24 protein-coding genes are annotated in these 26,229 nt (G+C 54.1%); 22 read left to right on the top strand and 2 right to left on the bottom strand.

All coding sequences use genetic code 11. The annotated features are described in order from the left end of the window. Positions 1-7 precede the first annotated feature (7 nt). Positions 8-2,449: a bifunctional aspartate kinase/homoserine dehydrogenase I gene (gene thrA, locus D3A97_RS16920; protein WP_119079719.1), complete on the bottom strand. Its 2,442-nt coding sequence runs from the start codon at positions 2,447-2,449 to the stop codon at positions 8-10. 739 nt (positions 2,450-3,188) lie between these two features. On the opposite strand from thrA, the gene D3A97_RS16910 reads away from it, so the two are divergent. From D3A97_RS16910 to D3A97_RS16885, 6 genes are all read left to right on the top strand, one after another. Next, on the top strand, positions 3,189-4,346 hold the full coding sequence (locus D3A97_RS16910; RefSeq protein ID WP_119079717.1) for a homogentisate 1,2-dioxygenase: 1,158 nt from the start codon (positions 3,189-3,191) through the stop codon (positions 4,344-4,346). A 25-nt stretch (positions 4,347-4,371) separates the two neighbouring features. Next, positions 4,372-5,364, top strand: coding sequence for an aldo/keto reductase (locus D3A97_RS16905; RefSeq protein WP_119079716.1), 993 nt, complete (start codon positions 4,372-4,374; stop codon positions 5,362-5,364). A gap of 45 nt (positions 5,365-5,409) precedes the next feature. Then, positions 5,410-6,540 carry a 4-hydroxyphenylpyruvate dioxygenase gene (gene hppD / locus D3A97_RS16900; protein ID WP_119079715.1) on the top strand — a complete coding sequence of 377 codons (1,131 nt, stop codon included), beginning with the start codon at positions 5,410-5,412 and terminating at the stop codon, positions 6,538-6,540. Between the two features lie 134 nt (positions 6,541-6,674). Continuing rightward, positions 6,675-7,007 (top strand): hypothetical protein, encoded by a 333-nt coding sequence (locus D3A97_RS16895; protein ID WP_119079714.1) that lies wholly within the window; start codon positions 6,675-6,677, stop codon positions 7,005-7,007. 103 nt (positions 7,008-7,110) lie between these two features. After that, positions 7,111-7,368: a TFIIB-type zinc ribbon-containing protein gene (locus D3A97_RS16890; protein WP_119079713.1), complete on the top strand. Its 258-nt coding sequence runs from the start codon at positions 7,111-7,113 to the stop codon at positions 7,366-7,368. A gap of 30 nt (positions 7,369-7,398) precedes the next feature. After that, on the top strand, positions 7,399-8,169 hold the full coding sequence (locus D3A97_RS16885) for a TerC family protein (protein ID WP_119079712.1): 771 nt from the start codon (positions 7,399-7,401) through the stop codon (positions 8,167-8,169). 103 nt (positions 8,170-8,272) lie between these two features. Here D3A97_RS16885 and D3A97_RS16880 read toward each other — a convergent pair whose 3' ends face one another. Beyond that, positions 8,273-9,106 (bottom strand): glycoside hydrolase family 16 protein, encoded by an 834-nt coding sequence (locus D3A97_RS16880; RefSeq protein WP_119079711.1) that lies wholly within the window; start codon positions 9,104-9,106, stop codon positions 8,273-8,275. Between the two features lie 353 nt (positions 9,107-9,459). On the opposite strand from D3A97_RS16880, the gene D3A97_RS16870 reads away from it, so the two are divergent. From D3A97_RS16870 to nuoK, 16 genes are all read left to right on the top strand, one after another. After that, on the top strand, positions 9,460-10,266 hold the full coding sequence (locus D3A97_RS16870; protein WP_119079709.1) for a L,D-transpeptidase family protein: 807 nt from the start codon (positions 9,460-9,462) through the stop codon (positions 10,264-10,266). Positions 10,267-10,441: 175 nt separating this feature from the next. Continuing rightward, complete coding sequence (locus D3A97_RS16865) at positions 10,442-11,011, top strand: gluconate 2-dehydrogenase subunit 3 family protein (protein ID WP_119079708.1); 570 nt, start codon at positions 10,442-10,444, stop codon at positions 11,009-11,011. 29 nt (positions 11,012-11,040) lie between these two features. Continuing rightward, positions 11,041-12,735, top strand: coding sequence for a GMC oxidoreductase (locus D3A97_RS16860; protein ID WP_119079707.1), 1,695 nt, complete (start codon positions 11,041-11,043; stop codon positions 12,733-12,735). 78 nt (positions 12,736-12,813) lie between these two features. After that, positions 12,814-14,508: a GMC oxidoreductase gene (locus D3A97_RS16855; RefSeq protein ID WP_119079706.1), complete on the top strand. Its 1,695-nt coding sequence runs from the start codon at positions 12,814-12,816 to the stop codon at positions 14,506-14,508. Positions 14,509-14,779: 271 nt separating this feature from the next. Beyond that, the gene (locus tag D3A97_RS16850; protein ID WP_232826019.1) at positions 14,780-15,199 is read left to right on the top strand and encodes a CBS domain-containing protein; all 420 of its coding nucleotides are present in this window, start codon (positions 14,780-14,782) and stop codon (positions 15,197-15,199) included. A gap of 213 nt (positions 15,200-15,412) precedes the next feature. Continuing rightward, positions 15,413-15,853, top strand: coding sequence for an NADH-quinone oxidoreductase subunit A (locus tag D3A97_RS16845; RefSeq protein ID WP_119079704.1), 441 nt, complete (start codon positions 15,413-15,415; stop codon positions 15,851-15,853). After that, positions 15,834-16,472 (top strand): NADH-quinone oxidoreductase subunit B, encoded by a 639-nt coding sequence (locus D3A97_RS16840; protein ID WP_119079703.1) that lies wholly within the window; start codon positions 15,834-15,836, stop codon positions 16,470-16,472. The genes D3A97_RS16845 and D3A97_RS16840 overlap by 20 nt, the downstream gene beginning before the upstream one ends. 103 nt (positions 16,473-16,575) lie before the next feature. After that, on the top strand, positions 16,576-17,355 hold the full coding sequence (locus D3A97_RS16835) for an MBL fold metallo-hydrolase (protein ID WP_119079702.1): 780 nt from the start codon (positions 16,576-16,578) through the stop codon (positions 17,353-17,355). Between the two features lie 106 nt (positions 17,356-17,461). Next, positions 17,462-19,201, top strand: coding sequence for an NADH-quinone oxidoreductase subunit C/D (gene nuoC / locus D3A97_RS16830; RefSeq protein ID WP_119079701.1), 1,740 nt, complete (start codon positions 17,462-17,464; stop codon positions 19,199-19,201). A 14-nt stretch (positions 19,202-19,215) separates the two neighbouring features. Further along, the gene (gene nuoE, locus D3A97_RS16825) at positions 19,216-19,680 is read left to right on the top strand and encodes an NADH-quinone oxidoreductase subunit NuoE (RefSeq protein WP_119079700.1); all 465 of its coding nucleotides are present in this window, start codon (positions 19,216-19,218) and stop codon (positions 19,678-19,680) included. Between the two features lie 2 nt (positions 19,681-19,682). Further along, a complete protein-coding gene (gene nuoF / locus D3A97_RS16820) occupies positions 19,683-20,948 on the top strand; it encodes an NADH-quinone oxidoreductase subunit NuoF (RefSeq protein WP_119079699.1) in 1,266 nt (421 codons plus the stop codon). 150 nt (positions 20,949-21,098) lie between these two features. Continuing rightward, a complete protein-coding gene (gene nuoG, locus D3A97_RS16815; RefSeq protein ID WP_119079698.1) occupies positions 21,099-23,822 on the top strand; it encodes an NADH-quinone oxidoreductase subunit NuoG in 2,724 nt (907 codons plus the stop codon). Positions 23,823-23,832: 10 nt separating this feature from the next. Continuing rightward, positions 23,833-24,777 carry an NADH-quinone oxidoreductase subunit NuoH gene (gene nuoH / locus D3A97_RS16810; RefSeq protein ID WP_119079697.1) on the top strand — a complete coding sequence of 315 codons (945 nt, stop codon included), beginning with the start codon at positions 23,833-23,835 and terminating at the stop codon, positions 24,775-24,777. Between the two features lie 11 nt (positions 24,778-24,788). After that, complete coding sequence (gene nuoI / locus D3A97_RS16805) at positions 24,789-25,304, top strand: NADH-quinone oxidoreductase subunit NuoI (protein WP_119079695.1); 516 nt, start codon at positions 24,789-24,791, stop codon at positions 25,302-25,304. 11 nt (positions 25,305-25,315) lie between these two features. Then, complete coding sequence (gene nuoJ / locus D3A97_RS16800) at positions 25,316-25,846, top strand: NADH-quinone oxidoreductase subunit J (protein WP_119079693.1); 531 nt, start codon at positions 25,316-25,318, stop codon at positions 25,844-25,846. Then, positions 25,843-26,148, top strand: a complete 306-nt coding sequence (nuoK, locus tag D3A97_RS16795) for an NADH-quinone oxidoreductase subunit NuoK (RefSeq protein WP_119079692.1) — start codon at positions 25,843-25,845, stop codon at positions 26,146-26,148. Before nuoJ ends, nuoK begins: the two co-directional genes overlap by 4 nt. Positions 26,149-26,229 lie beyond the last annotated feature (81 nt).

The raw sequence follows: 26,229 nt of genomic DNA, 5'->3' as shown, positions 1-26,229 counted from the left end.
ATAATTTTTATCGAACGGTTCTGATAATGTCTGCAAATATGCCGGAGGCGGTTACGTCCGCACCGGCGCCAGCGCCTTTTACGATGAGCGGCTGGGCGGAGTAGCGGTGGGTGGTGAAAAGCACAATGTTGTCTTTCCCTTCCAGCTGGTAGAAAGGGTGCTGCGGGCCAACGGACTGCAGCCCTACGGATGCCTCCCCGTTATGGTACCGCGCTACGAATTTCAGTCGCTCTCCCTTGTCCGCGGCCGCTTTCAGCAGTTTGCCGAAATGCGCGGCATGCACGTCCAACTGCTCATAAAAGGCGGGTACATCTTTGGCGTGAAGGGCTTCATCCGGCAGGAAGGAGTGGTTCACGATATCTTCCATTTCCAGCTCCGCGCCGCTTTCCCGGGCCAGGATGAGTATTTTGCGCATCACGTCTTTGCCGCTGAGGTCTATGCGCGGGTCCGGTTCGGTGTAGCCCTCATCTTGCGCGGCTTTCACTACTTCGCGGAAGCTGGCGCCGTTCACAAAGTTGTTGAACACGAAGTTGAGGCTGCCGCTCAGCACGGCTTCTATGGTCTGCACCTTGTCCCCGCTGCGCACCAGGTCGTTCAGCGTGTTGATCACCGGCAGGCCGGCGCCCACGTTGGTCTCAAAAAGGAAAGAGGCATTGAACTTGCGGGCCAGGTCTTTCAGCTTTTTATAATTGGCGTATTCGGAAGAGCAGGCTATTTTATTGCAGGTCACTACGGAAATGCCATGCTGCAGAAAGGTGCTGTACACGTCTGCCACGTTTTCGCTGGCGGTATTGTCTACAAACACGCTGTTGCGCAGGTTCATGCTCTGCACGCGCTGCATGAACTGTTCAAGGTCCATTTCATGGCCGGCTTCCAGCTCTTCTTTCCATTTACCCAGCTGGATGCCGCTTTCGGAAAAGCGCATTTTGCGGCTGTTGGCCAGCGCTATTACACGCACCTGCAGCCCCAGTTCCTTTTGCAGGTAGGATTGCTGCAGCTGGAGCTGTTCCAGCAGCTTGCCGCCCACATTGCCGGTACCGGCCACAAATACGTTCACCTGCCGGGTTTCCGATTCAAAGAAGGCTTCGTGTATCACGTTGAGCGCCTTGCGCACATCGCTCTTGCCTATTACGGCGGAGATGTTCTTTTCGGTAGAGCCCTGGGCAATGGCGCGCACGTTGATGGCGTTGCGGCCCAGCGCGCCGAAGAGCTTGCCGCTCATGCCGTGATGGTTTTTCATATTGTCTCCCACTACGGCCACAATGGCCAGGTCTTTTTCGACAATGAGGGGCTCAATGCGCTTGTCGTGTATTTCCTGCACAAACTCGCTGTCTATGCCTATCTTGGCTTTCAGCATGTCATCTTCATGCACGCCTACGGTAATGGAGTGTTCGGAAGAGCTTTGGGTGATGAGTATCACGTTCACCTTTTCGCGCAGCAGCGCGTCAAAGAGCCGTTTGGAAAAGCCGGGGATGCCCACCATGCCGCTGCCTTCCAGGGTGAGCAGCGCTATTTTCTGGATGCCGGAGATGCCGGTAACGGGATAGGCTTTTTCCCCGTTGTCCTGTATCAGGGTGCCGTAGTCGTCCGCGGCAAAAGTGTTCTTGATCCAGATAGGGATACGGCGGTTCATGACAGGTTGTATGGTGGGCGGATAAATTACTTTGGCGCCGAAGTGGGAAAGCTCCATGGCCTCTTCATAAGAGATCTGCGGAATGGGGATGGCCTGCGGCACCAGGCGCGGGTCTGCCGTCATCATGCCGCTTACGTCCGTCCATATTTCCAGTACGCTGGCGTCCATGGCCGCGGCCACAATGGCGGCGGTGTAATCGGAGCCGCCGCGGCCCAGGGTGGTGGTCTCCTTGCCGGCGGAGGCGGCTATGAAGCCCGGCAGCACTACTATGTGCGCGTTCTGGTGCTGAAAAAAACCGGTGATCTGGTGGTCTGTGGTTTCAAAGTCTACCAGCGCATGGCCAAACTGCGCGTCTGTGGCAATCAGCTCCCGGCTGTCTTTCCAGGCGGCGGAAAGCTTCATCTGCTTCAGCTTTTCAGCTACCATCCAGGAGGAGAGCAGTTCTCCAAAGCTCATGATCTTGTCCAGCGACCGTTTGCTGAGCTCGCCTACCTGGAAAATACCGTCACACAGGGACTCCAATTGATTAAGCTGTTTTTTTACCTGGCTGAGCAGGCTGCTTTGCATGGTAATGGGGAACAGGCCGCGGATGGTGTCCAGGTGCCTGTCCTCGATTTCCTGTAACAGGCTTTTGTATTGCTCCTGCTGCAGGCCGGCCAGCTGCCCGCATTGGATCAGTTTGTCCGTAGTGCCGCTCATGGCAGATACAACCAGTACCAGTGTGCTTTTCCGTTTATATTGCGCTACAATGTTGCAGACCTGCTCTATAGCCTGGGTACTGCCAACGGAAGTACCCCCGAATTTTAAAACTTGCATGAAAAGAAAATATTGGATCAGAAATAAGGCAACCTTTTGCCTAAGTGTACCAGTTTACCTGGCCGGTGGACGATATGAGAAAATTAACCCCGCGATGGGGTTGTAATGGTTGTGGTGGTAATAATAGTGCTGAACGCTCCAGTGGAGAGGGAAGCATTACGGGTAATATGTGGATGGTGGATACGCACTATTGATTTTATGACTTTTACGTTACAAAGGTGTAACATTTAAAGTGAAAATGCAATGGGGGAGGGAAAAAATTAGAAAATATCAAAAAAGGGACGATGCTTGTCAGCACTACGTCTACGCCTATATTACTGTCTCCGGCCGGGCAGAGGAGGGGTGTATTATGACAATTTGATGACTAATCTTGTGGTGGGAAGATATTTGCTGCAGGAGCGGGCCGCTTCAAAGTCTACAGGGTCTTCCGCGCTGCTGAACGGACCTTGTACCAGGAACGCGGACAGTAACATATAGCTCATGTAGATACCCGCCTGCAGCAAATAACTGAGAAAAAAATCTTTTCTCCCATTCCAGAAAATAACCATACTTTTAACGCAGGTTTACAACATGCATTCCTCGCTGATATATAAGAACCAGAGCAACTATTGCTTCCTCATGGCTACCCTGGCCATGGATTCGGCGTTATAACCCCTTCCGCGCTTCCCGTTTATAACAATCTTGTTACCGCTTCACTGCATCTATTTCCGCAGTTAATTGTTGTATTCAAAAAGTCATTATGCCACATTACCATACGCTCGGGCAGGTCCCGCACAAGCGGCACACACAGTTCCGCAAGCCGGACGGCGGGCTGTATTCGGAGCAACTGTTTTCCACGGAGGGTTTTTCTTCCCACTATTCGTTACTGTATCACTGCCACCCGCCCACGGAAATTGTGAAAGTAGGGGAGCCTTACGTGGTAACGCCTGCGGTAGCGGAAGAAAAAATGCTGAAACACCGCAGTTTCCAGGGTTTTAACCTGCAGCCGGAAGCAGACTACCTGCAAAGCCGCAAACCTGTACTGGTGAACAGCGATTGCCATATTTCCCTGGCGGCGCCGCAACAGGGTAACAAGGATTATTTTTACAAGAACGCGGATGCGGATGAGCTGCTGTTCATGCACGAAGGCAGCGGCGTGCTGCGCACCCAATACGGCCAGATCACGTTCGGCTACGGTGATTACCTCGTTATTCCACGCGGCACCATTTACCAGCTGGAGTTTTCCAATACGCAAAACCGCCTGTTCATTGTTGAGTCTTTCAGCCCGCTCCGCTTCCCGAAGCGTTACCTCAGCCAGTACGGCCAGCTGCTGGAAAACGCTCCCTTCTGCGAGCGGGACATCCGCCAGCCGCAGCACCTTCAAACCATCGATCAGGCGGGAGATTTTGTTATCCTTATCAAAAAGAAAGGCGTGATGTACCCCATCCATTACGGGCATCACCCGTTTGACGTGGTGGGCTGGGACGGCTGCGAATATCCCTTCGCACTGTCCATTCACGATTTTGAGCCTATCACCGGGCGGGTACACCAGCCGCCGCCGGTGCATCAGACCTTTGAAGGCCACAATTTTGTGGTGTGCTCTTTCTGCCCCCGCCTGTTTGACTATCACCCGCTGGCCGTGCCCGCGCCCTATAATCATAGTAATATAGACAGTGATGAAGTGCTGTATTATGTAGACGGTGACTTCATGAGCCGCAAGCATGTAACCCGCGGCATGATCACCCTGCACCCCGCCGGTATCCCGCATGGGCCGCACCCCGGCGCCGTTGAAAAAAGCCTGGGTGCAAAGGAAACAAAAGAGCTGGCTGTAATGGTAGACACCTTCCACCCGCTGCAGATCACCCGGCAGGCGCTTGATATTGAAGACAGGGAGTATGTGATGAGCTGGGCGGAATGACTACTTTAGCGCAAAAATTACAAGTATGGAATACAGACAATTAGGAGAAAGCAATTTGCAGTTATCAGCTATTACCTTCGGCGCATGGGCCATTGGCGGCTGGATGTGGGGCGGCACAGAACGGAAAGGCGCTACGGAGGCCATCCGCGCCTCCATAGACCAGGGCGTTACGTCTATTGACACGGCGCCTATTTACGGCCAGGGCACCAGTGAAGAAATTGTGGGCGAAGCCCTGAAAGGCATACCGCGCAGCAAGGTGCAGATACTCACCAAATTCGGCCTCACCTGGGAAGGCACCAAAGGCAAATTCAACGTCAAAAGCAAGAACAACAACAACGAAGACATTGATATTTACAAATACGCCGGCAAAGAAAGTGTCATAAAGGAATGTGAAGACAGCCTGCGCCGCCTGGGCACGGATTACATTGACCTGTACCAGATCCACTGGGCAGATGAGACCACGCCCATAGAAGAAACCTTTGAGGCGGTACTGCGCCTGCAGGAGCAGGGCAAGATACGGGCCGCGGGCGTTTGCAACTACAACGTGGAACAAATGGAACGGGCCAACAGCGTGGTGAAGCTGGCCTCCAACCAGGTGCCGTTCAGCATGGTGGAAAGAACTATTGAGCAGGAAGTAAAACCCTGGTGCATAGAGAACGGCAAGGGCATTCTGGCCTACAGCCCGCTGCAGCGTGGCATCCTCACGGGCAAGATCAAGCCGGGCCATGCCTTTGGCGAAGGAGACCACCGCCCCACCACCCGGTTCTACCAGCCTGACAATATTGCCCGCATCAACGCCTTCCTGGCGCTCATCAAACCGCTGGCGGAAAAAAAGAACGCTACGCTGGCGCAGCTGGTGATCCGCTGGACCATTGAGCGCCCGGGTATTACCGTAGCCCTGGTAGGCGCGCGCAATGCAGACCAGGCTGTACAGAACGCCAAAGCCATTGATGTAAAATTACTGCCGGAAGAAATAGACTTTATCAATAAGCATTTATACGCCTTGCAACTGGTGTAAACGCAAGAATTTTTCAAAAACCATCATTACCAAAACAATCTTTTTATGAACAGTGCAGTCGTAATTCCGAAGCCTGCGCAAAACCAGCAGGATTTTCTGCCGCTTAACGGTACAGACTACGTGGAGTTTTACGTAGGCAATGCCAAACAGGCGGCGCATTTCTACAAAACGGCCTTCGGCTTCCGGTCGCTGGCCTACGCCGGTCCCGAAACGGGGGTGAAAAACCGCGCCTCTTACGTACTGGTGCAAAACAAACTGCGTTTTGTGCTCACCAGTCCCCTGCATCCCGGCAACGATATTGCCCGCCATGTAGATGCGCATGGAGACGGCGTAAAGGTGCTGGCCATCTGGGTGGATGATGCCCGCCTGGCCTTTGAGGAAACGGTGAAAAGGGGTGCCCGGCCTTACCTGGAGCCGGTTACGGAGAAGGACGGGTTTGGCGAAGTGGTGCGCAGTGGTATCCATACCTACGGCGATACGGTACATATTTTTGTGGAAAGGAAAAATTACAAAGGCCCGTTCCTGCCCGGCTACCGGGAGTGGGAAACCAGTTATGCGCCCGCGGAAACCGGCTTGCAGTACGTAGACCATTGCGTAGGCAACGTAGGCTGGAACGAAATGAACACCTGGGTGGACTTCTACGCCAAAACCATGGGTTTCCACAACCTGGTGTCTTTTGACGATAAAGACATTTCCACCGAGTACTCCGCTCTCATGAGCAAGGTGATGAGCAACGGCAACGGCCGTATCAAATTCCCGATCAATGAGCCGGCTGAAGGAAAAAAGAAATCGCAGGTGGAAGAATACCTGGAATTTTACGGTGCGCCCGGCGTACAGCATGTAGCCATTGCCACCAACAATATTGTTGACACCGTGAGGGAACTGCAAAAAAGAGGCATTGAGTTCCTGACCGTACCGGATTCTTATTACCAGACCCTCCTGGAGCGGGTAGGAAAGATCGATGAAGACATTCAGCCCCTGCGGGAGCTGGGCATACTGGTAGACCGGGACGATGAGGGCTACCTCCTGCAGATCTTCACGAAACCGCTCCAAGACAGGCCCACGGTGTTTTTCGAGATCATCCAGCGTAAAGGCGCCAAATCTTTCGGAAAGGGCAACTTCAAGGCCCTGTTCGAGTCCATCGAAAGGGAACAGGCCCTGCGCGGCAACTTATAACCAACCGCTGACCGTTACCATAAAATCGAACCATTAAATGCTGCCGCCCGGGTTTCCGGGCGGTTTTTTAGTTTCGCAAATGGCCCGCTTTTTCAAAAAATTAGTACATTCGGCAGGAAATTTTCCCGGCACTGTTGAATAATTTTATTGATATATCTCTTAACAAGCGGCTCCGTATTATCTTTCTCCTGGTATTGAGCCTGTTTTCTACTGCCTCACCTATTTTGCCTGACAGTATCAGGCCCGGCAACCGCCCCATACTGGAATCTCTCGTATATGAAAATGACGGCCATGAGGTAGGCAAGACCGGTTTTGAAGTAACGGCCATGCGCAAGGCAAAGGCCATTGCCCGCAGGCTGCGGGAGCAAACGGCGGGCGGGGAAATATCACCCCTGGGCACGGCGCTGTACGCAGCGTGGCTGCGCCCTGAGAGTTACAGTTTTTTATACCGGCTGCACCTGTTTTGACCTGCTTTCATTCCCAACATGTCTTTTTTCTGCCGTTTGCAGGTGGAAAAGGAACAACTGACCCGAAAAGGGAGTATTTACTGACCAAAAAGAATGAAAGCGCATGAAATGCCCAAACTGTAATGAAACGCTCCTGATGACGCACAGGAACAACATTGAAATAGACTATTGCCCCAATTGTCGGGGCGTTTGGCTGGATAAAGGGGAACTGGACAAACTGCTGGAGCAGGAAGCCCGGCAGGGCGGTGACCGTAGTCAAGACCGTGACCGGAAGTATGACCAGCCGCGTTACGACGAACGCCATCACCAGCACCCGCGGAAAAAGAAAGGTTTCCTGGGAGATTTCTTTGACTTCGATTAATTCAGAACATAAAACACTAAAAACAAACCGATGGAATTTGTCATTCCTGATTTTGCAGATCCTTCCGTATGGATAAGCCTGCTCACGCTATGTTTCCTGGAAATAGTGCTGGGCATAGATAACATCATTTTTATTTCCATAGTGGCCGGCAAGCTGCCGGAAAACCAGCAGCGCAGGGCCCGTAATATAGGCCTCAGCCTGGCCATGATATTCAGGGTGGCCCTGCTGCTTTGCATTAACTGGATCATTGGGCTGAAAGACCCGGTGGTGAACTTCAAATGGCTGAACGGAACGGTCATCCCCCTTAGCTGGAAAGACATCATTCTGCTGGCGGGAGGGGTGTTCCTGATCGTTAAAAGCACGCTGGAAATACACCACAAGCTGCAGGAAGGCGGGGAGGAGCAGAAAAAAAGCGCCCGTGCCGCACACAGCCTTGGCGCCGTGCTTTTCCAGATAGTGCTGGTAGACGCCGTTTTTTCCTTTGACTCCATCCTGACGGCGGTTGGGCTGGTAGACGATGTGGTGGTAATGATCATTGCCGTGGTAGTGTCTATTGCGGTCATGATGCTGTTTGCAGGCCCGGTTACGCGCATCATCAACAAACAGCCCACCCTGCAGATGCTGGCGCTCACCTTCCTGGTGGTAATTGGCGTGGTGCTGATTGCCAGCGGCTTTCACCAGGAGATCAGCAAGAGCATTATTTACTCCTGCCTGGGCTTCTCGCTGATCGTGGAAATGCTGAACATACGGCTGAGAGGGAGGAAAGCGAAGAACATTACCTTGAATAATCAGGAGATGTAAGTTTCCCGGTGAGATGAAATAAAAACCGCCCGGAGCAACCGGGCGGTTTTTTTATGTGTGTTGCCCGGCAGCATAGCTGAAAGCCACAGGTGCCTTGCGCGTGTCAGGTTCCCGGTTGCTGGTACACCCGCACGTAGTCTACCAGCATCCGCGCCGGTATGTGCGCATCGGGTATTTCCTCCCCGTTTTGACCCAGTGCAAGGTTAAGCAGCAGGTAGAAGTTTTCCCGGAAGGGGTTGTTGCCCTGCCTGGCGTTAACGGTTTCCCGGAAATCAGCGCTGTTCAGTTCTTTCCCGTCTACGCTGATCACCATTTTATTTTCGTCCCATACCAGCACCCATTCATGGAAATCTTCCGCCCATTTTTGACCGCCCCAGGCGGCCACGGACCACTTGGATTCATCCCAGGCGGTGCCGGCACTGCCTTCCCAGGCAAAGTTGGCCAGCAGGTTGCCCCGGTAAAATTCCATGATGTCTACTTCGCCGCAGGCGGGCCAACGCATGCGCCCCGGGGCGGCGCCCAGCATCCAGAAGGCGGGCCACATGCCCTGGCGTACGTCTATTTTGGCGCGCATCACCACTTTACCGTACCGGAAGCTGAACTTACCTTTGGTAGTGAGGCTGGAAGAGGTGTATTCCGCGTACGCGCGGTTCCGCTTCCAGTCCTGGCTGCTGCTGTCATATTGCGGGTTCTGGTGTCTTTCTTTCCGGGCTTCTATGATGAGCAGGCCGTTTTCGCACCAGGCGTTATCCGGCTGGTACCATTGCGGCTCGCGGTTGCGCTCAAAACCATGCTCATACCCCCATTTGGACGGGTCCGGTCTGCCGTTGCTGTTGAACTCATCGCTCCATACCAGGGTATAGGCGGTGGTATCCGCGGGCGCGGCAGGCAGGCTGGCGGCCGCCAGCAATGAAAATAACGTCGGGAGAAAGGTCATAATTTACAAAATAGTAAAAATTAACAACTGTAACCACATTGTACAGCAGATACCCCAACAGCCGTTCCGTCACAATTTTTCTCGTTTTTTCTCCCTGCTTTACCTACTAAATTGTTAAATTTGACGTTAATATCTATGGATTTAAAGGAATTATTCGGTTATTTATTCATCCTTGCAGGGCTTTTTCAATTGCTGACTGCATACCTGATATTTGCCGGCCAGAAACATTACATTCTGCGCCTGGCCAACAGGAAGGTTGGATCAATAATATATGTTATTTTTGCATTTGTACTGTTCTACCTGGCTTATTATTTCCTGGCGTGACCAGTACAGTTTTTGGAAAGTTAAATATTATGAAGCGTTTACTCATTGGCATTTTATCCCTCATGGCCGCTATGAATGTACAGGCACAGCAATCTTTCCTCGATAACCAGAAGATGTTTCCGAGGGTAGGGGTTGCGTTCCGTGAAAAGGAGGAGAGCTTAAAAAAGGAGTTTGCGAAAAAAGGCATCACCTACCCGGCAAAGCAGATCTATATCCGCTCTTTCAAGCTGGATAGCGAGCTGGAAATATGGGTACGCAACAATGTGGCGGATACTTTCCAGCTGCTGAAAACCTACCGTGTTTGCTCCCTTTCGGGTAAAATGGGCCCCAAACGCAAGGAGGGGGACCGCCAGGTGCCCGAAGGGTTCTATTATATCAATGATTTCAACCCTAACAGCAGTTTCCACCTGTCTCTGGGCATCAACTACCCCAATTATTCAGACAAGATATTGAGCGACCCCAGGAAACCCGGGGGCGATATATACATACACGGCAGCTGCCTCACCATAGGCTGCATACCGCTAACAGACGATTTTATTGAAGAAGTATACCTGCTGGCCGTACACGCCAAGAACAACGGACAGGATTTTATTCCTGTACACGTGTTCCCGGTGCGTTTCGGCAACTCCAGGTCTATGGATTACCTGGGCAGCGTTTCCCTGACGGATAACGACTCCCAGAAGTTCTGGCTGAACCTGAAATCAGCCTACGACTACTTCGAAAAACACCGCAAGCTCCCCGTGATCATGGTGAACAGCAAGGGCCAGTACGTGTATACCACGCCCCAGCAGAACGGCCCCCACCTGGCACAGGGCAAAACGGCTTCCGGCAACTGACCGGGAGGAACAAAAAATATTGGTCAAAAGAGGCGCATAATTATGCGCCTCTTTGCGTTTTAGGGGGACTTCGTGTTAGTTTCACACATTAATTTGCCCGGCAGGCCCAAATTATTTTGGATTCTCGATTTTTTTTCGAAACTTACCGGGGAAGGTCAAATCAATTTACCAAATTATGAACAGAAGAGACGCTATCAGGAACGTTGCTATCCTTATGGGGACGGCGCTTTCCGCTTCCACGTTAGCGGCACTGGAGGGTTGCAGCTCCGGGCCGAAAAACTATACCCTGCAAACGCCGGAAACCAGGGCGCTGCTGGCAGAAATTGCCGAAACCATCATCCCCGAAACTTCCACGCCCGGCGCCAAAGCGGCCAAGGTAGAAGAGTTTATGCTGGTAATGGTGGGCGACTGCTACGATGAAAAGGCACAGAAAGTTTTCACAGACGGCCTGGACAAGATCAATGACGAGAGCAAAAAACGCTTCTCCAAGGGTTTTGTTGACATCACGCCTGAACAGCGCACGGAACTGCTCACTGCCATTGATAAGGAGCGCATTGAGTACAACAAGCGGAAAGATAAAAAAGAAGGCGATCCCGTGCATTACTTCCAGTACATGAAAGAGCTGACGCTGCTCGGTTACTTCACGTCCGAGCCCGGCGCCACCAAAGCCCTGCGCTATATAAAGGTGCCCGGCAAATACGAAGGCTGCGTACCCTACAAGAAAGGCGACAAGGCATGGGCGTAATTTTTCAACTTCTTTAAACCATTACAGTAATGAACCTGAACATAAAAGCGCAGGACCAGAATACGTATGATGCCATCGTAATCGGTTCCGGTGTAAGCGGTGGCTGGGCTGCCAAGGAACTCACCGAAAAAGGCCTGAAAGTATTGATGCTTGACCGTGGTAAAGACCTGAAACATGGCCAGTACGAGACCGCCAACAAAGACCCCTGGGAATTTCCCCACCGCGGCCGCATCACGGAAGAACAGAAAAAAACGCACGAAAAGCTGAGCCGGGATTATCCGTACAGCGAACACAACGAAAAATACTGGATCAACGATAGCGAAAGCCCCTATAAGGAAGATAAACGCTTTGACTGGTACCGTCCAGACATTGTTGGCGGCAAGTCTATCATGTGGGGCCGCCAGAGCTACCGCTTCAGCGACCTCGACTTTGCGGCCAACGCCAAAGAAGGTATTGCAGTAGACTGGCCAATCCGCTATAGTGATATTGCGCCCTGGTACGATTACGTAGAGAAATTTGCGGGTATCAGCGGCCAGAAAGAAGGGCTGCCCCAGCTGCCTGACGGACAGTTCATGCCCGCCATGGAAATGAACTGCGTGGAGAAAGACGTGAAAAAGCGCGTGGAAGCGGCTTTCAAAGGCCGTATCATGACCATTGGCCGTGTGGCCAATATTACACAGCCGCTGCCGGGCCGTACCAACTGCCAGTACCGTAACCTGTGCAGCCGCGGTTGCCCCTTCGGCGCTTATTTCAGCACGCAGTCTTCTACATTGCCCGCAGCCATGGCTACCGGCAACCTTACCCTGCGCCCGGACTCCATCGTGAACTCCGTGATCTATGACGAAAAGCTGGGCAAAGCTACCGGCGTTCGCGTAATAGACAAGGTGAGCAAACAGATGACGGAATATTACGCCAAGATCATCTTCATCAACGGCTCCACCCTGGGCTCTACCTTCGTTATGCTCAACTCCACTTCCAGCCGCTTCCCCAACGGGCTCGGTAATGATAGCGGCGTACTGGGCAAATACCTGATGGACCACCACTTCCGCACCGGCGCTTCCGGTACGGCAGAAGGTTATGAAGATAAATACTTCTTCGGCCGCCGCGCCAACGGTATCTATATTCCCCGTTACCGCAACCTCAACGGAGACAAGCGGGATTACCTGCGCGGCTTCGGTTACCAGGGCAGCGCTAGCCGCTCCGGCTGGAGCAGGGGCATTGCCGAAATGGGTGTGGGGAAAGACTTCAAGGAAATGCTCACCGAGCCCGGCCAATGGTCTATGGGTATTGGCGGCTTCGGGGAATGCCTGCCCTACGAAGACAACTACGTAGCGCTCGATACTTCCGTGAAGGATGCATGGGGGCAACCCGTCCTGCGCTTCAACGCAGAGTTCAAGGAGAACGAAATGAAGATGAGAAAAGACATGATGAACGATGCCGCCGAAATGCTGGAAGCCGCAGGCCTCAAAAATGTGAGGACCTATGACAGGGGCTCCTGGCCCGGCATGGCCATTCACGAAATGGGTACCGCCCGCATGGGCCGCGATCCCAAAACGGCTGTGCTCAACGGCTGGAACCAGATGCATACGGTGAAGAACGTGTTCGTAACAGATGGTGCGGCCATGACATCCGCCTCCTGCGTGAACCCTTCACTCACCTACATGGCGCTGACCGCGCGCGCGGCAGACTACGCCGTGAAAGAACTGAAGAAAGGCAACATCTGATCGTAACGGCTTTACAGATCATATTTCATAAAGAGCCGCGTTATAGTGCGGCTCTTTATATTTTAAATCCGCGTTTACATGAACCTGAACATCAAAGCAGACCAACAAAACACCTACGATGCCATAGTGGTAGGCTCCGGCATCAGCGGCGGCTGGGCCGCCAAGGAGCTTTGCGAGAAAGGCCTCAAGACCATTGTGCTGGAGAGGGGCCGCAACGTGGAGCATATCAAGGATTATACAACGGCTAACCTGGCTCCGTGGGAAGTGAAACACCGCGGCCGGCAAACCAGGGAGATGAAGGAGCAACACCCCATCCAGAGCCGCTGTTACGCTTTTGATGAAACTACACAGCAATTCTGGGTGAACGACCTGGAAAATCCTTACAACGAGATCAAGCCCTTCAACTGGCTGCGCGGTTACCACGTAGGCGGCCGCTCCCTCATGTGGGGCCGCCAGGTGTACCGCTGGAGCGATATAGATTTTGGGGCCAATGCCCGGGACGGCCACGGTGTAGACTGGCCCATCCGCTATAAAGACATTGCGCCCTGGTACAGCTACGTGGAAAAATTTGCCGGCATCAGCGGGCAGAAAGAAGGCCTGCCGCAGTTGCCAGACGGCGAGTTCCTTTCGCCCATGGAAATGAACGCGCTGGAAAAACATGTAGCCGCCCGCATCAGGGAAAAATATAAAGACCGCATCATGACCATTGGCCGCGTGGCCCATGTAACGGAAAGCCACAACGGCCGCGGCCCCTGCCAGTACCGCGACCTTTGTGCCCGCGGTTGCCCCTTCACCGGCTATTTCAGCAGCAACGGCGTAACGCTGCCCGCCGCGGCCCAAACGGGCAACCTTACCCTGCGCCCGCATTCCATTGTGCTGGAAGTGATCTATGATGAAAGCACCCAAAAAGCCAAAGGCGTGCGCATCCTGGACGCGGAAACAAAACAGACCGTGGAGTACTACGCCAAAATCATCTTCATCAACGCATCTACCCTCGGCACCACCGCCATCCTGCTTAATTCTGTCAGCAACCGCTTCCCCACAGGGCTCGGTAATGACAGTGACCAGGTAGGCCGCAACCTGATGGACCATCACTTTGGCGTAGGCGCCGGCGGTTCGTTTGACGGCCTGCAAGACCAGTACGTGTATGGCAGAAGGGCCAACGGCATTTATATTCCCCGCTTCCGCAACATCAGCGAAAGCACCCGCCGCAAAGATTATGTGCGCGGCTTCGGCTACCAGGGTGGCGCCTCCCGCGGGCGCGGCGTGCCGTTTGAAGGTATTGGCGCAGGCCTGAAGGAAGCGCAGACGGAGGCCGGTAACTGGGGCATGTGGATCGGGGCCTGGGGCGAGCATTTACCGTACCAGGACAATACCGTACGCCTCAACAAGGAGAAAAAAGACGTATACGGCCTGCCTACGCTCGATATTGACTGCTCCTTCCGCGAAAACGAGATGGCCATGCGGAAAGACATGCTGGAGAGCGCCAGGGAAATGCTGGAAAACGCCGGCCTGCAAAACGTTTGGGCGGGAGATGATATGCCGCCTCCCGGCCACTGCATCCATGAAATGGGCACCGCCCGCATGGGCCGCGACCCCAAAACGTCTGTGCTCAACGGCTTTAACCAGATGCATGCCGTGAAGAACGTATTCATTTCAGATGGCGCCTGCATGACCTCTTCCGCCTGCCAGAACCCGTCTATCACCTACATGGCGCTAACGGCCCGCGCGGCGGATTATGCGGTGAGCGAACTGAAGAAGCAGCATATCTAGTATAACAGCACAACAAAGGGAGCATGGCTCCCTTTGTTGTGCTTAGGCACTGCGCCGCCACCAACAGCCCCGAAAACAATAGAGTAAAAAATGTCAACTGTAATTCGTTAAATGATAGCAGTGCCGCGTAAATGAGAAAAGAACTTCCGTGCTTTTTCATTTTTCCTTTTTGCTATTCCCGATAAAAAAAAGTAACTTAAAGTAGTAATTCCACACCCGTATTGTTTAACTTTTAATACAGCTTACCATGGGGAGAGTCAGAAATATCTTGGTGGGCAAAGGACACGCAGTATATTCCGTGCATCCTGACAGTACAGTTTATGAAGCCCTTAAAGTACTGGTAGACCGGAACGTGGGCGCGCTTGTTGTAATAGACAAGGAAGAGCGCTTTCTTGGAATATTTTCAGAACGGGATTATGCAAGGAGGGTGATCCTGAAAGGACGCGCCTCAAAAGAAACAACTATCCGCGAAATAATGACGGAACATCCTATTACTGTTACAGAAGACGAAACGATTGAAAACTGCATGTGCAAGATGACTGACAAGCGTATCAGGCACTTGCCGGTAGTAGACGATAACGGACGGCTCATAGGTCTCATTTCCATTGGTGACGTGGTTAAGTTCATCATGGACGAGCAGAAGAACATCATTGAAAACCTCGAATGCTATATTCACGGCACTCACCACTAGCCTGGCATTACATACCAAAAGGCATTTTCCGGCACTAAAGCAGACTGGCTGAAAACAGCACGGCATCCTATGCGTATGCGGCGCTGTATCCACCCGGTTATGTTGCTTTGTTTGTTTTATTGTTCTACGGAAGACAGGACGGTTACGCGTTGAACTGCAATAAAACAATGGATCGGAGAACAACAATTATCTGCATACAATAAAACAAATGCCATGGACCCTGTATGGCCATTCCTCGTATTTGGAGCCATCGTACTGGTATTGGTGGCTGCCATCCTGGGCCTGTCCTTCGTGCTGGGGCAGCGCCATAACGACCGTGCAACGGCCGAAGCATACGAGGCCGGTATTCTTTCCACCGGTTCCGCGCGTATGCGCTTTCCTTCCCAGTTTTATCTTGTAGCCATGCTCTTTGTGATCTTTGACATCGAAACGGTGTTTGTGATCTCCTGGGCCATCGCGTTCGATGAGCTGGGATGGGCGGGCTTCATAGGCGCCGCCATTTTTATTTTTATACTGCTGGCCGTACTCATTTATGAATGGCGCAACGGCGCGCTGGACTTTGGGCCGGATGGTAAAAAGATACTCCGGGCCTATAAAAAAATGCGTAAAGAGAAAACCGTTAAACATACAGCTCATGAAGTGGTGGTTAACTGAACCGAAAGACGCCGCGCCGCAGCGTTCCGGCAATTTCTCCATGGAAGAGTCCGTAGGGCAGAGCGTAATGCTCACCTCTGTGGAAAGGCTGCTGGCCTGGGGCCGTAAAAACTCGTTATGGCCTTTCCACTTCGGCCTTTCCTGCTGCTTTGTGGAAATGGCCACCGGCATGACGCCCAAGTACGACATGGCCCGCTTTGGCGCTGAAGTGATACGCGGCACGCCCCGCGAAGCGGATGTGATGATCATTGCCGGTACCGTGTTCATCAAAATGGCGCCCATCATCAAACGCCTCTATGAACAGATGATGGAGCCGCGCTGGGTAATTTCCATGGGCTCCTGCGCCAATTCAGGCGGCATGTACGATATTTACAGCGTAGTGCAGGGCGTAGACAAGTTTTTACCGGTAGACGTATACGTGCCCGGCTGCCCGCCCCGGCCAGATGCTTTCATGCACGGGCTGGTACTGCTGCAAGAGTCTGTAGGTAAGGAAAAACGCCCTCTGAGCTGGACAATAGGGGAGCAAGGCGTGATCAGGCCGGAAAAAATTTCCATGCAGGAAGTGAACAAAGAAAAACGGGAAGGGATGACGGTGTTTAAAACAACGGATGAGATATGATCCCATCCGTCCCGTGAAAGGTTATAAAACAACGGATGAAATATAATTCCATCCGGCCCGTAAAAGGTCATAGAACAACGGATGAGATATAAACATAACAACTATGAAAATTAAACGGCTCACTGCAAACGTATACGAAGTACCGCTTGGCATGGTCAACGCTTTCATTATAGAAGACGATGGCCTGATACTGGTAGATACCGGCGCTCCCGGCAGCGCTGGCAAGATACTGGCCGCCATAGGTGAAATAGGCCGTGGACCGGAAGATATACAGCACATCCTGCTTACCCACGCCCATCCAGACCATGCGGGCAGCGTAGCGGAACTGAAGCAGCTTACGCAGGCAAAAGTATGGATGCACCCGGCAGAGTTCCCCCACCTGCAGAACGGTTTTTCGCCCAAACCGCCGCAACCCGTTTTCAGCAGCTTCCTGAATAAAATGCTGTACCGGCTGTTTGTCAGGAACGCCCCGGGAGAAATACCCGCCGCCACCGCAGATGAATTGATGGAGGACGGAGACTGGCTGCCGCTGGCCGGTGGCATGCATGTGGCCCACATTCCCGGGCATAGCCCCGGCCAGGTGGCGTTCTTCATGCCAGGGCAAAAGAACGTACTGTTTGCGGCAGACGCTGCAGACAATATGTTCGGCCTCAGCTATTCCTGTTTTTACGAGGACCTGGCAGAAGCGCAGCACAGCCTGGAACGCCTGGCCACATTCGATTTTGACGTAGCCTGTTTCGGGCACGGCCGCAGCATGCTGAAAGATGCCGCGGAACGTTTCCGGAAAAGATTCATACCCGTGCATCCAGCAACACCCGCGCAATGGCCGGCCGTGGAAACGGAGGCAATGGTGAGGATGCATGAGCCCGAAGAAAAGATCTGATATAGCTATAAACACAAACTGATACAGAAGCTCATTACAGCAAGGGATTAAAGCAGCTTGGCAAAGCTCAACAGCATGGCGCATTGATACAATTAAAACTGTCATCATGCCCGCAAGCATTTTTCAAACCCTCTGCTCCCGGTTTGGTGAGAATATTTTCCACGAACAGACCACCCGGGATGAAACGCCCACCATCTGGACGCCACAAGGGAAGATCATTGCCGTATTGCAGTACCTCCGCAGTGATGTGGAACAACCCTACCGCATGCTCTATGACCTCACGGCCATTGATGAGCGTGCCTTGAAAAGTAAGTACAACGGCACCGGAGATTTTACCCTCGTTTACCACCTCTTCTCTTTCGAACGCAACGCCCTGCTCCGTTTGAAAGTTGTGCTCCGCGGAGAGTATCCCGTCACCCCCAGCATCACCCATTTATGGCCCGCCGCCAACTGGTACGAACGTGAAGTGTATGACATGTTCGGCATCCGCTTTGACGGCCATCCGCTGCTCAAACGCATACTCATGCCGCTCACCTGGGAGGGGCACCCGCTCCGCAAGGAGCATCCCGCACGCGCCACTGAAATGGGCCCTTTCCGCCTCTTCGATGAAAAAGAAGACAAGGAACAGGCCGCCCTGCAGTTCAAACCCGAAGAGTGGGGGCTGCAGCGGCATAGTGAAGATTCTGATTACATGTTCCTCAACATAGGCCCGCAACACCCCGGCACCCACGGCGTACTGCGCATCATCCTGCAACTGGACGGGGAAGATATTGTAGACGCGGTGCCGGATATCGGCTTTCACCACCGCGGCGCGGAAAAAATGGGAGAACGCCAGAGCTGGCACACGTACATCCCTTATACAGACCGCATAGACTACCTGGGCGGCGTGAACAATAACCTGGCCTACCTGCTGTCTGTAGAAAAACTGGCCGGCATCAAGGTGCCGCCGCGCGCGGAAGTGATACGCGTAATGTTGTGCGAGCTGTTCCGCATGGCCAGCCACCTGGTATGGTACGGCACCTTTGCACAAGACGTAGGGCAGCTCAGCCCGGTATTTTACATGTTCACAGACCGGGAAAAGATATTCTCCATCATAGAAGCCGTATGCGGCGGCCGCATGCACCCCAACTGGTTCCGCATTGGCGGTGTGGCGCAAGACCTGCCCCGCGGCTGGGAAGTGCTGGTGCGTGACTTCGTGAACTACTTCCCTAAAAAACTGAAAGAGTACGATAAAATGGTGATGCGCAACAGCCTGTTCAAAGCACGCACCGTTGGCATTGGCGTGTTTACGCAGGAGGAGGCCATAGACTGGGGAGTAACCGGCCCCGGCCTGCGCGCCTGCGGCATGGAGTGGGATATGCGCAAAAAACAGCCTTACAGCGGTTATGAGAACTACGAGTTTGACATACCCACCGCGGAGAACGGGGATTGTTATGACAGGGCCGTGGTACGGGTGAACGAAATGTGGCAAAGCCTGCGCATTGTAGAGCAATGCCTGAACAATATGCCGGAAGGGCCTTACAAGTCAGATCACCCGCTTACCACGCCGCCGTTGAAACAATTCACCATGCAGGACATTGAAACGCTCATCCATCATTTCCTCAACGTAAGCTGGGGACCGGTGATGCCCGCGGGAGAGGCCCTGGTGATCACGGAAGCCACCAAGGGCTGGAACAGCTATTACGTGACCAGCGACGGCAATACGTCTCCGTACCGCGTAAGGGTGCGCACGCCTTCCTTTGCGCACATGCAGATGATACCGTATATCAGTCGCGGCTACACCGTAGCCGACCTGTTGTCCATACTCGGCGCCATGGATTATGTGCTGGCGGATATTGACCGTTAAAAACCGTTTGAACTATGCTCACCACTTCAGAAAAGGAACAAATTGAAAAGGAGATCAGGCAGGTGCCGGTAAAAAAGGCGGCCTGCATAGAAGCGCTGAAGATCGTACAGGAGCACCGCCGCTGGGTGTCTGATGAAGGCATCCGCGATGTAGCGGACATCCTGGAAATGAGCCCGGAAGAAGTGGACAGCGTAGCCACGTTCTACAACCTGATCTTCCGCCAGCCGGTAGGCCGCCACATCATTCTGCTGTGTGACAGCATCAGCTGTTACGTGATGGGTTACCCCGCGCTGCACCGCCAGTTGGTACAGCTGCTGGGCATACAATACGGCCAGACCACGCCAGACGGCCGGTTTACACTGCTTCCCAACCCCTGCCTCGGTACTTGTGACCATGCGCCCGCGCTCATGGTAGACCATGACCTGTACCGGGACCTGGCGCCGGCAGAGCTGGAATCCGTACTTGCTAAATATACCTGACCATGGAACGTCCGTTAACACAACATATCACCTTTCCGCCGCTGGGCCTGCGCCAGTACGAAGCCGTAGGCGGCTACCAGGCCGCGCGCAAGGCCATCCGGCACATGGAGCCGAAAGATGTAACGGCGCTGGTGAAAGAGGCCAACATGCGCGGCCGCGGCGGGGCGGGCTTCAGCACCGGCATGAAGTGGAGTTTTGTGCCCATGGACATGCCTGGCCCCAAATACCTGATATGCAACGCGGATGAAATGGAACCGGGCACCTTTAAAGACCGCTGGCTGCTGGAAGGCAACCCCCATCAGCTGATAGAAGGCATGATCGTTTCCGCCTACGCCATCCAGGCCACGGAATCTTTTGTGTTCCTCCGCTGGGCGTATAAAACGGCGGCAGAAGAAATACGCAAGGCCATTGCCGAAGCCTACGATGCCGGTTACCTGGGCAAGAACATCCTGGGCACGGACTATTCCCTGGAAATGCACCTGCATACCGGCGTAGGCCGCTACATGTGCGGGGAAGAGACCGCGCTGCTCAACTCGCTGGAAGGGAAAAGGGCCACGCCCCGCGCCAAGCCGCCCTTTCCACATGTAAGCGGTTTGTTTGGCCGGCCCACCATTGTCAATAATGTGGAAACACTCAGTTATATCCCACACATCGTGAACCATGGCGCGGCCTGGTTCCAGTCGTTAAGCCGCACGGCAGACGGCGGCACCAAAATTTACGGGGTAAGTGGCCGGGTCAACAAACCTGGCGCATGGGAGCTGCCCATGGGCGTTACCATGCGTGAGCTGATAGAAGAGCATGCGGGCGGCATGCAGAACGGTTACCGCTTTCGCGGGGTGTTGCCGGGCGGGGCCTCCACAGACTTCCTGGTAGAAGAGCACATGGACGTGAAGATGGACTTCACCGGTGTGGCGGCTGCCGGCAGTCGCCTGGGCACAGGCACCATGGTGGTGCTGGATGACCATACCTGCCCGGTGGGTTTTGTACATAACCTGGAGCGCTTTTTTGCGCAGGAGTCTTGCGGCTTCTGCACGCCCTGCCGGGAAGGCCTGCCGTGGACGGAAAAACTGCTCTGGGCGCTGGAGCTGGGAGAAGGGAAGGAGGAAGACCTGGCCGTGCTGGCGGCACACGCCACGCTGCTGGGCCCGGGCAACACCTTCTGCGCGCTGGCGCCGGGGGCCATGGAGCCGCTGCAAAGCGCGCTTAAATATTTCAGGGACGATTTTGAACAACATATCAGGCAAAAGAAATGCCCATATCACAGTTGAAAGGAAAGAAGAAACGACAAGCAGGAACAACAGGCAAAAGAATGTCAGGAATACGATTGAAAAGAGGACACAATAAAAAAACAGCATTCGCATGTTTCATAATAAGTGCTGACGAATGCTTCACATTTTGTAATTAATTCATCATTCCCAATGGCCAGGATATTCATAGACAACACGCCCTACGAGGTGAAAGAAGGCAAAAATCTGCTGGAAGCCTGTCTGCAACTGGGCCTTGACCTGCCTTATTTCTGCTGGCATCCTTCCCTCGGCTCCGTAGGCGCCTGCCGGCAATGTGCCATCAAGAGCTTTAAAGATGAAGACGATAAAAAGGGGCGGATCGTTATGAGCTGCATGGAGCCGGTGCGAGACAATATGCGTATATCCGTCAACGATAGCGAGGCCACCTCTTTCCGCGAACATGTAATAGGCTGGCTGATGACCAACCATCCGCATGATTGTGCCGTATGTGACGAAGGCGGCTCCTGCCACCTGCAGGACATGACGGTGATGACAGGCCACAGCTATCGGGATTACCGCTTCACCAAACGCACCTACCACAACCAGGACCTCGGCCCTTTCCTCAACCACGAAATGAACCGCTGCATTCAATGCTACCGCTGCGTGCGTTTTTATAAAGACTATGCCGGCGGCAAAGACCTCAACGTATTTGCCGCGCATAACCACGTGTACTTCGGCCGCCAGCAGAACGGCACGCTGGAAAGCGAGTTCAGCGGCAACCTGGCGGAAGTATGCCCCACCGGCGTGTTCACAGACAAGACCCTTAAATCGCACTATACCCGTAAGTGGGACATGACCTATGCGCCTTCCGTATGCCAGGGCTGCTCGCTGGGCTGCAACATCAGCGCCGGGGAGCGGTATGGCTCGTTGCGGCAGATCGTGAACCGGTACAACGGAGAAGTGAACGGGTATTTTTTGTGTGATAGGGGCCGCTACGGGTATGAGTTCGTCAACAGCTCCCAGCGCATTGTACATCCCGCCATACGCCCGCATCACAACGGTTCTGCTTCCCGCGAGTACATTATTGGCGAAGTAGCCGCCCGGCTGAAGAACGGCAAGGCCATCGGCATAGGTTCCCCACGCGCTAGCCTGGAGTCTAACTTCACCCTGCGGCAACTGGTAGGGGCGGAGCATTTTTACCTCGGCATGTCTGATACAGACCATGACCATACTTCCCTGGCCCTGAAAATACTGCACGGCGGGCCGGTACGCACCCCCTCGCTGCATGAGGCGGAAACGGCTGATATGGTGCTGATACTGGGAGAAGACCTTACCAATACCGCGCCCATGCTGGCCCTGGCGGTACGGCAGGCCGTGCGGCAGGTGCCCATGAACGAAGCCATGCAGCAGGTACACCTGGCCGCCTGGCAGGATGCCGCCGTGCGGGAGGCCATGCAGGAAGCCAAAGGCCCGCTGTTCATCCTGCATACTTTCCCTACCAGCCTGGACGAGCTGGCCACCGGTATTCACCGCGATGCGCCGGACAACCTGGCCCGCATAGCCTTTGCCATCAGCCGCGCATTGGGCGCGCCGGTAAACGGCAGCCTGGAGCTTGGTGAAACAGAGCAGGCACTGGTCAACGATATTACCGCGGCCCTGAAAGCCGCCAAACGGCCGCTGATCATTGCCGGCTACGGCACCGGCTGCGACCATATGATGAAAGCGGCCGCCAATATCAGTTGGGCGCTGCTGCAGGGCGGCGGGCAGCCCATGCTTAGCCTCACGCTGCCGGAATGCAACAGCCTGGGCCTCGAAATGCTGGGCGGCCACCGTTTCGATTCCGCGCTGGCCGCGCTGAAGAACGGCGAGGCAGACACGCTGGTGGTACTGGAAAACGACCTTTACCGCCGTGCGGATAAACATGTGATAGATGAGCTGTTCAGTTATGCCAAAGACGTGATACTGGTAGACCATCTGTATAACCAGACGGCGGAGAACGCCACCGTGTTGCTGCCGGCGGGCACCTTTGCAGAAGCAGACGGCACTATTGTGAACAACGAAGGCCGCGCCCAGCGCTATTACCAGGTCTATGTTCCCAAAGGAGAAGTACAGGAAAGCTGGAAATGGTTCCTCCAGATAGGGGAAAAGGCCGGGGTACAGCGCCTGCATGGCCTGCATAACCTGGATGATGTGGTGTGGGCCATGACTACCGCCATACCCGCGTTGGCGCCCATAGCAAAACTGGCCCCCAATGCGGATTTCAGGATGGCGGGCCAGAAGATACCGCGAGAACCGCACCGTTACAGCGGCCGCACCGCCATGCTGGCCAATGAGAGCGTGAACGAGCCCAGGCCGCCGGAAGATGAAGATACCCCGCTGTCTTTCACCATGGAAGGTTACAGGGGAGAAGCGCCGGCGCCGCTGATACCCTTCTTCTGGGCCCCGGGCTGGAACTCGCCGCAGGCCGTCAACAAGTTCCAGTCGGAAATTGGCGGGCACCTGCACGGGGGAGACCCCGGCAAACGCCTGCTGGAGCCGCATGTGAACGGCAGTATTCCGTTCTTCACAGAGGTGCCGCAGCCATACCTGTCTATGCCCGGCCACCTGCACGTAATGCCCCTGTACAGCATCTTCGGCTCTGAAGAACTAAGCATGTACACCAAAGGTATTGCACAGCGGGCACAGGATTTTTTTGTGATCTACATGAACCCGGAAGATATTGATGAATGGAACATTACGCCCGGCATCTGGGTCAACTTCCATATTGAAGGGCACGCCTACCTGATGGTGGCCGTGCCCAACCATTGGCTGCCAAGAGGTATTGCCGCCATGAACGCGGGGCTGCCCAAATCTCAGATCATAGACCTGCCGCAGTGCATCCGTTTCAGCGGCAGCGAGGTAACGTCAACCTTCTAAAAACTGTTGTATGAATTACTGGTGGATCATAGGAGGCGTTTTATTTGTACTGCTGAACACCGCGGCCGGCCTGATATGGCTGGAACGCAGAATGCTGGCGCTTTGGCAAGACCGTTACGGCCCCAACCGCGCCGGCCCCTTCGGCCTCTTTATTGTACTGGCGGATACACTGAAGCTCTTTTTCAAGGAAGACTGGATACCGCCTTTTGCAGACAAGGTAGTGTTCGTATTTGCACCGGCCATTGTGGTGGCCAGTGTGCTCATGAGCTTCACCGTGATCCCTTTCGGGCCTAACATCATGGTGGCGGACCTGAACATTGGCCTGCTGTTTTTCCTGGCCATGTCTTCCCTGGGCGTATACAGTATTGTATTGGGCGGCTGGGCCTCCAACAACAAATATGCCCTCCTGGGCGCCATGCGCGGCGCATCCCAGATGATCAGCTACGAAGTGTTCATGGGTATGGCGCTGATGGGCGTGGTGATACTCAGCGGCAGCTTCAACCTCCGGGAAATAGTGGAAGCGCAGCGAAAGATCTGGTTCATAGTACCGCAGTTTCTCGGCTTTGTCATCTTCCTCATAGCCGGCATTGCCGAAACGCACCGCCTGCCTTTTGATATACCTGAAGCAGAAAGTGAACTGGTGGCCGGTTTCCACTCGGAATACTCCGGCATGAAGTTCGGCATGTTCTTCATTGGCGAGTACCTGGGCGTAACGCTCATTTCCGCCATGCTGGTAACACTGTATTGCGGCGGCTGGCTGGGCCCTGATTTTCTGCCCGGCGTAGTATGGTTTGTGCTGAAAACCTTTGTGTTCATCAGCCTCTTTATTCTGCTGCGCGCTTCCATGCCGCGGCCCCGGTATGACCAGTTGATGGAGTATGGCTGGAAGGTATTGTTCCCGCTGTCTCTCCTCAACCTGATGGCAACAGCGGCTATTGTTTTAAGTCTGAAATAAAAAGACCGTATATGTTTAGTCTGATCAGAAGCATGTGGCTCGTATTTCTCCACGCTTTTCACAAGCGGGATACTTACCAGTACCCGGAAGAAAAGGCGCCGCTGCCCGCCCGCTGGCGCGGCCGCATTGTGCTCACCCGGGACCCCGATGGCGGAGAACGCTGTGTGGGCTGTTACCTCTGCGCGGCGGCCTGCCCGGTAGACTGTATTTCCCTCCAGGCTGCGGAAGCGCCTGACGGCAGGCGGTACCCTGGTTTCTTCCGCATCAACTTTTCCCGCTGCATCTTTTGCGGCTTTTGCGAAGAAGCCTGTCCCACCTACGCCATTCAACTGATACCTGATTTTGAAATGGCGGAATACGACCGGCAGAACCTGGTATACGAAAAAGATGCGCTGCTCATCAACAGCCAGGGTAAATACCCCGGCTACAACTATTACAAAGTGGCCGGCATGTCTATCAGTGGAAAGGAGAAGGGCGAAGCAGCAAGGGAAGAGCCGCCGGTGAACGTGAAAAGCCTTTTGCCTTAAAACCGGGTGTTATGGGAGCCGCATTTTATATAGCCGCCGCAATTGCCATATTGTCTACCGCCATGGTCATTACCCGGTACAACATCATGCATGCTTTGCTGTACCTGATCGTGTCACTGCTGAGCGTGGCGGTGATCTTCTACATCTATGGCGCTCCTTTTATGGCGGCGCTGGAAGTGATCATCTACGCCGGGGCCATTATGGTGCTGATGATATTTTTTGTGATGATGCTGAACCTCGGCCAGCAGTCTGCCGGAGATGAACGCCACTGGCTCACGCCGCGGGTATGGATAGGGCCGGCGCTGCTCTGCCTGTTTTTGCTGGCGGAACTGGTGTACCTCATCATGCAGCCGCCCGCGCCGCCGGCCGGGGAGATCGTGATGGTGGACCCCAAGGCCGTAGGCAAGAGCCTGTTCGGCCCATACATACTGGCCGTGGAGCTGGCCGGCATGCTGCTGATGGCGGGCATTGTAGGGGCCTATCACCTGGGCAGGCAGAAAAAGAAGATCACGCATCGTTTCCTTGAAAGAGCAACACAATGATAACGTCCACAACAGCAGGCCTGGTGCTTGCAGGCATTTTATTCACAATGGGGCTGGTGAGCATGCTCATACGCCGCAATCTTATTTTCATGCTGGTGTCTGTAGAAGTAATGCTGAACGCGGCGGGCCTGGCCTTTATAGTAGCCGCCTCCCGCTGGGGGCAGCCGGAAGGGCAGGTGATGTTCATGTTCATACTTGCGATGGCCGCGGCGGAAGTGTCTGTAGGCCTGGCTTTGATATTGCAGCTGTATCATCAGCTCAAAACGCTGGACAGTGATGAGGCCAGCAAAATGAATGGATAGCTTACCGGGTTGGTGTAGTCCCGGCCCGCAAATACATTGCCGGTGTGCCTGACGCGTTCGCAAAGGTTACAGGCACGAACA

The organism is Chitinophaga alhagiae, assembly GCF_003568665.1.
Classification (GTDB): domain Bacteria; phylum Bacteroidota; class Bacteroidia; order Chitinophagales; family Chitinophagaceae; genus Chitinophaga; species Chitinophaga alhagiae.
Note: the sequence above shows the minus strand (reverse complement) of the source record. Positions and strands in the feature narration are given on the sequence as shown.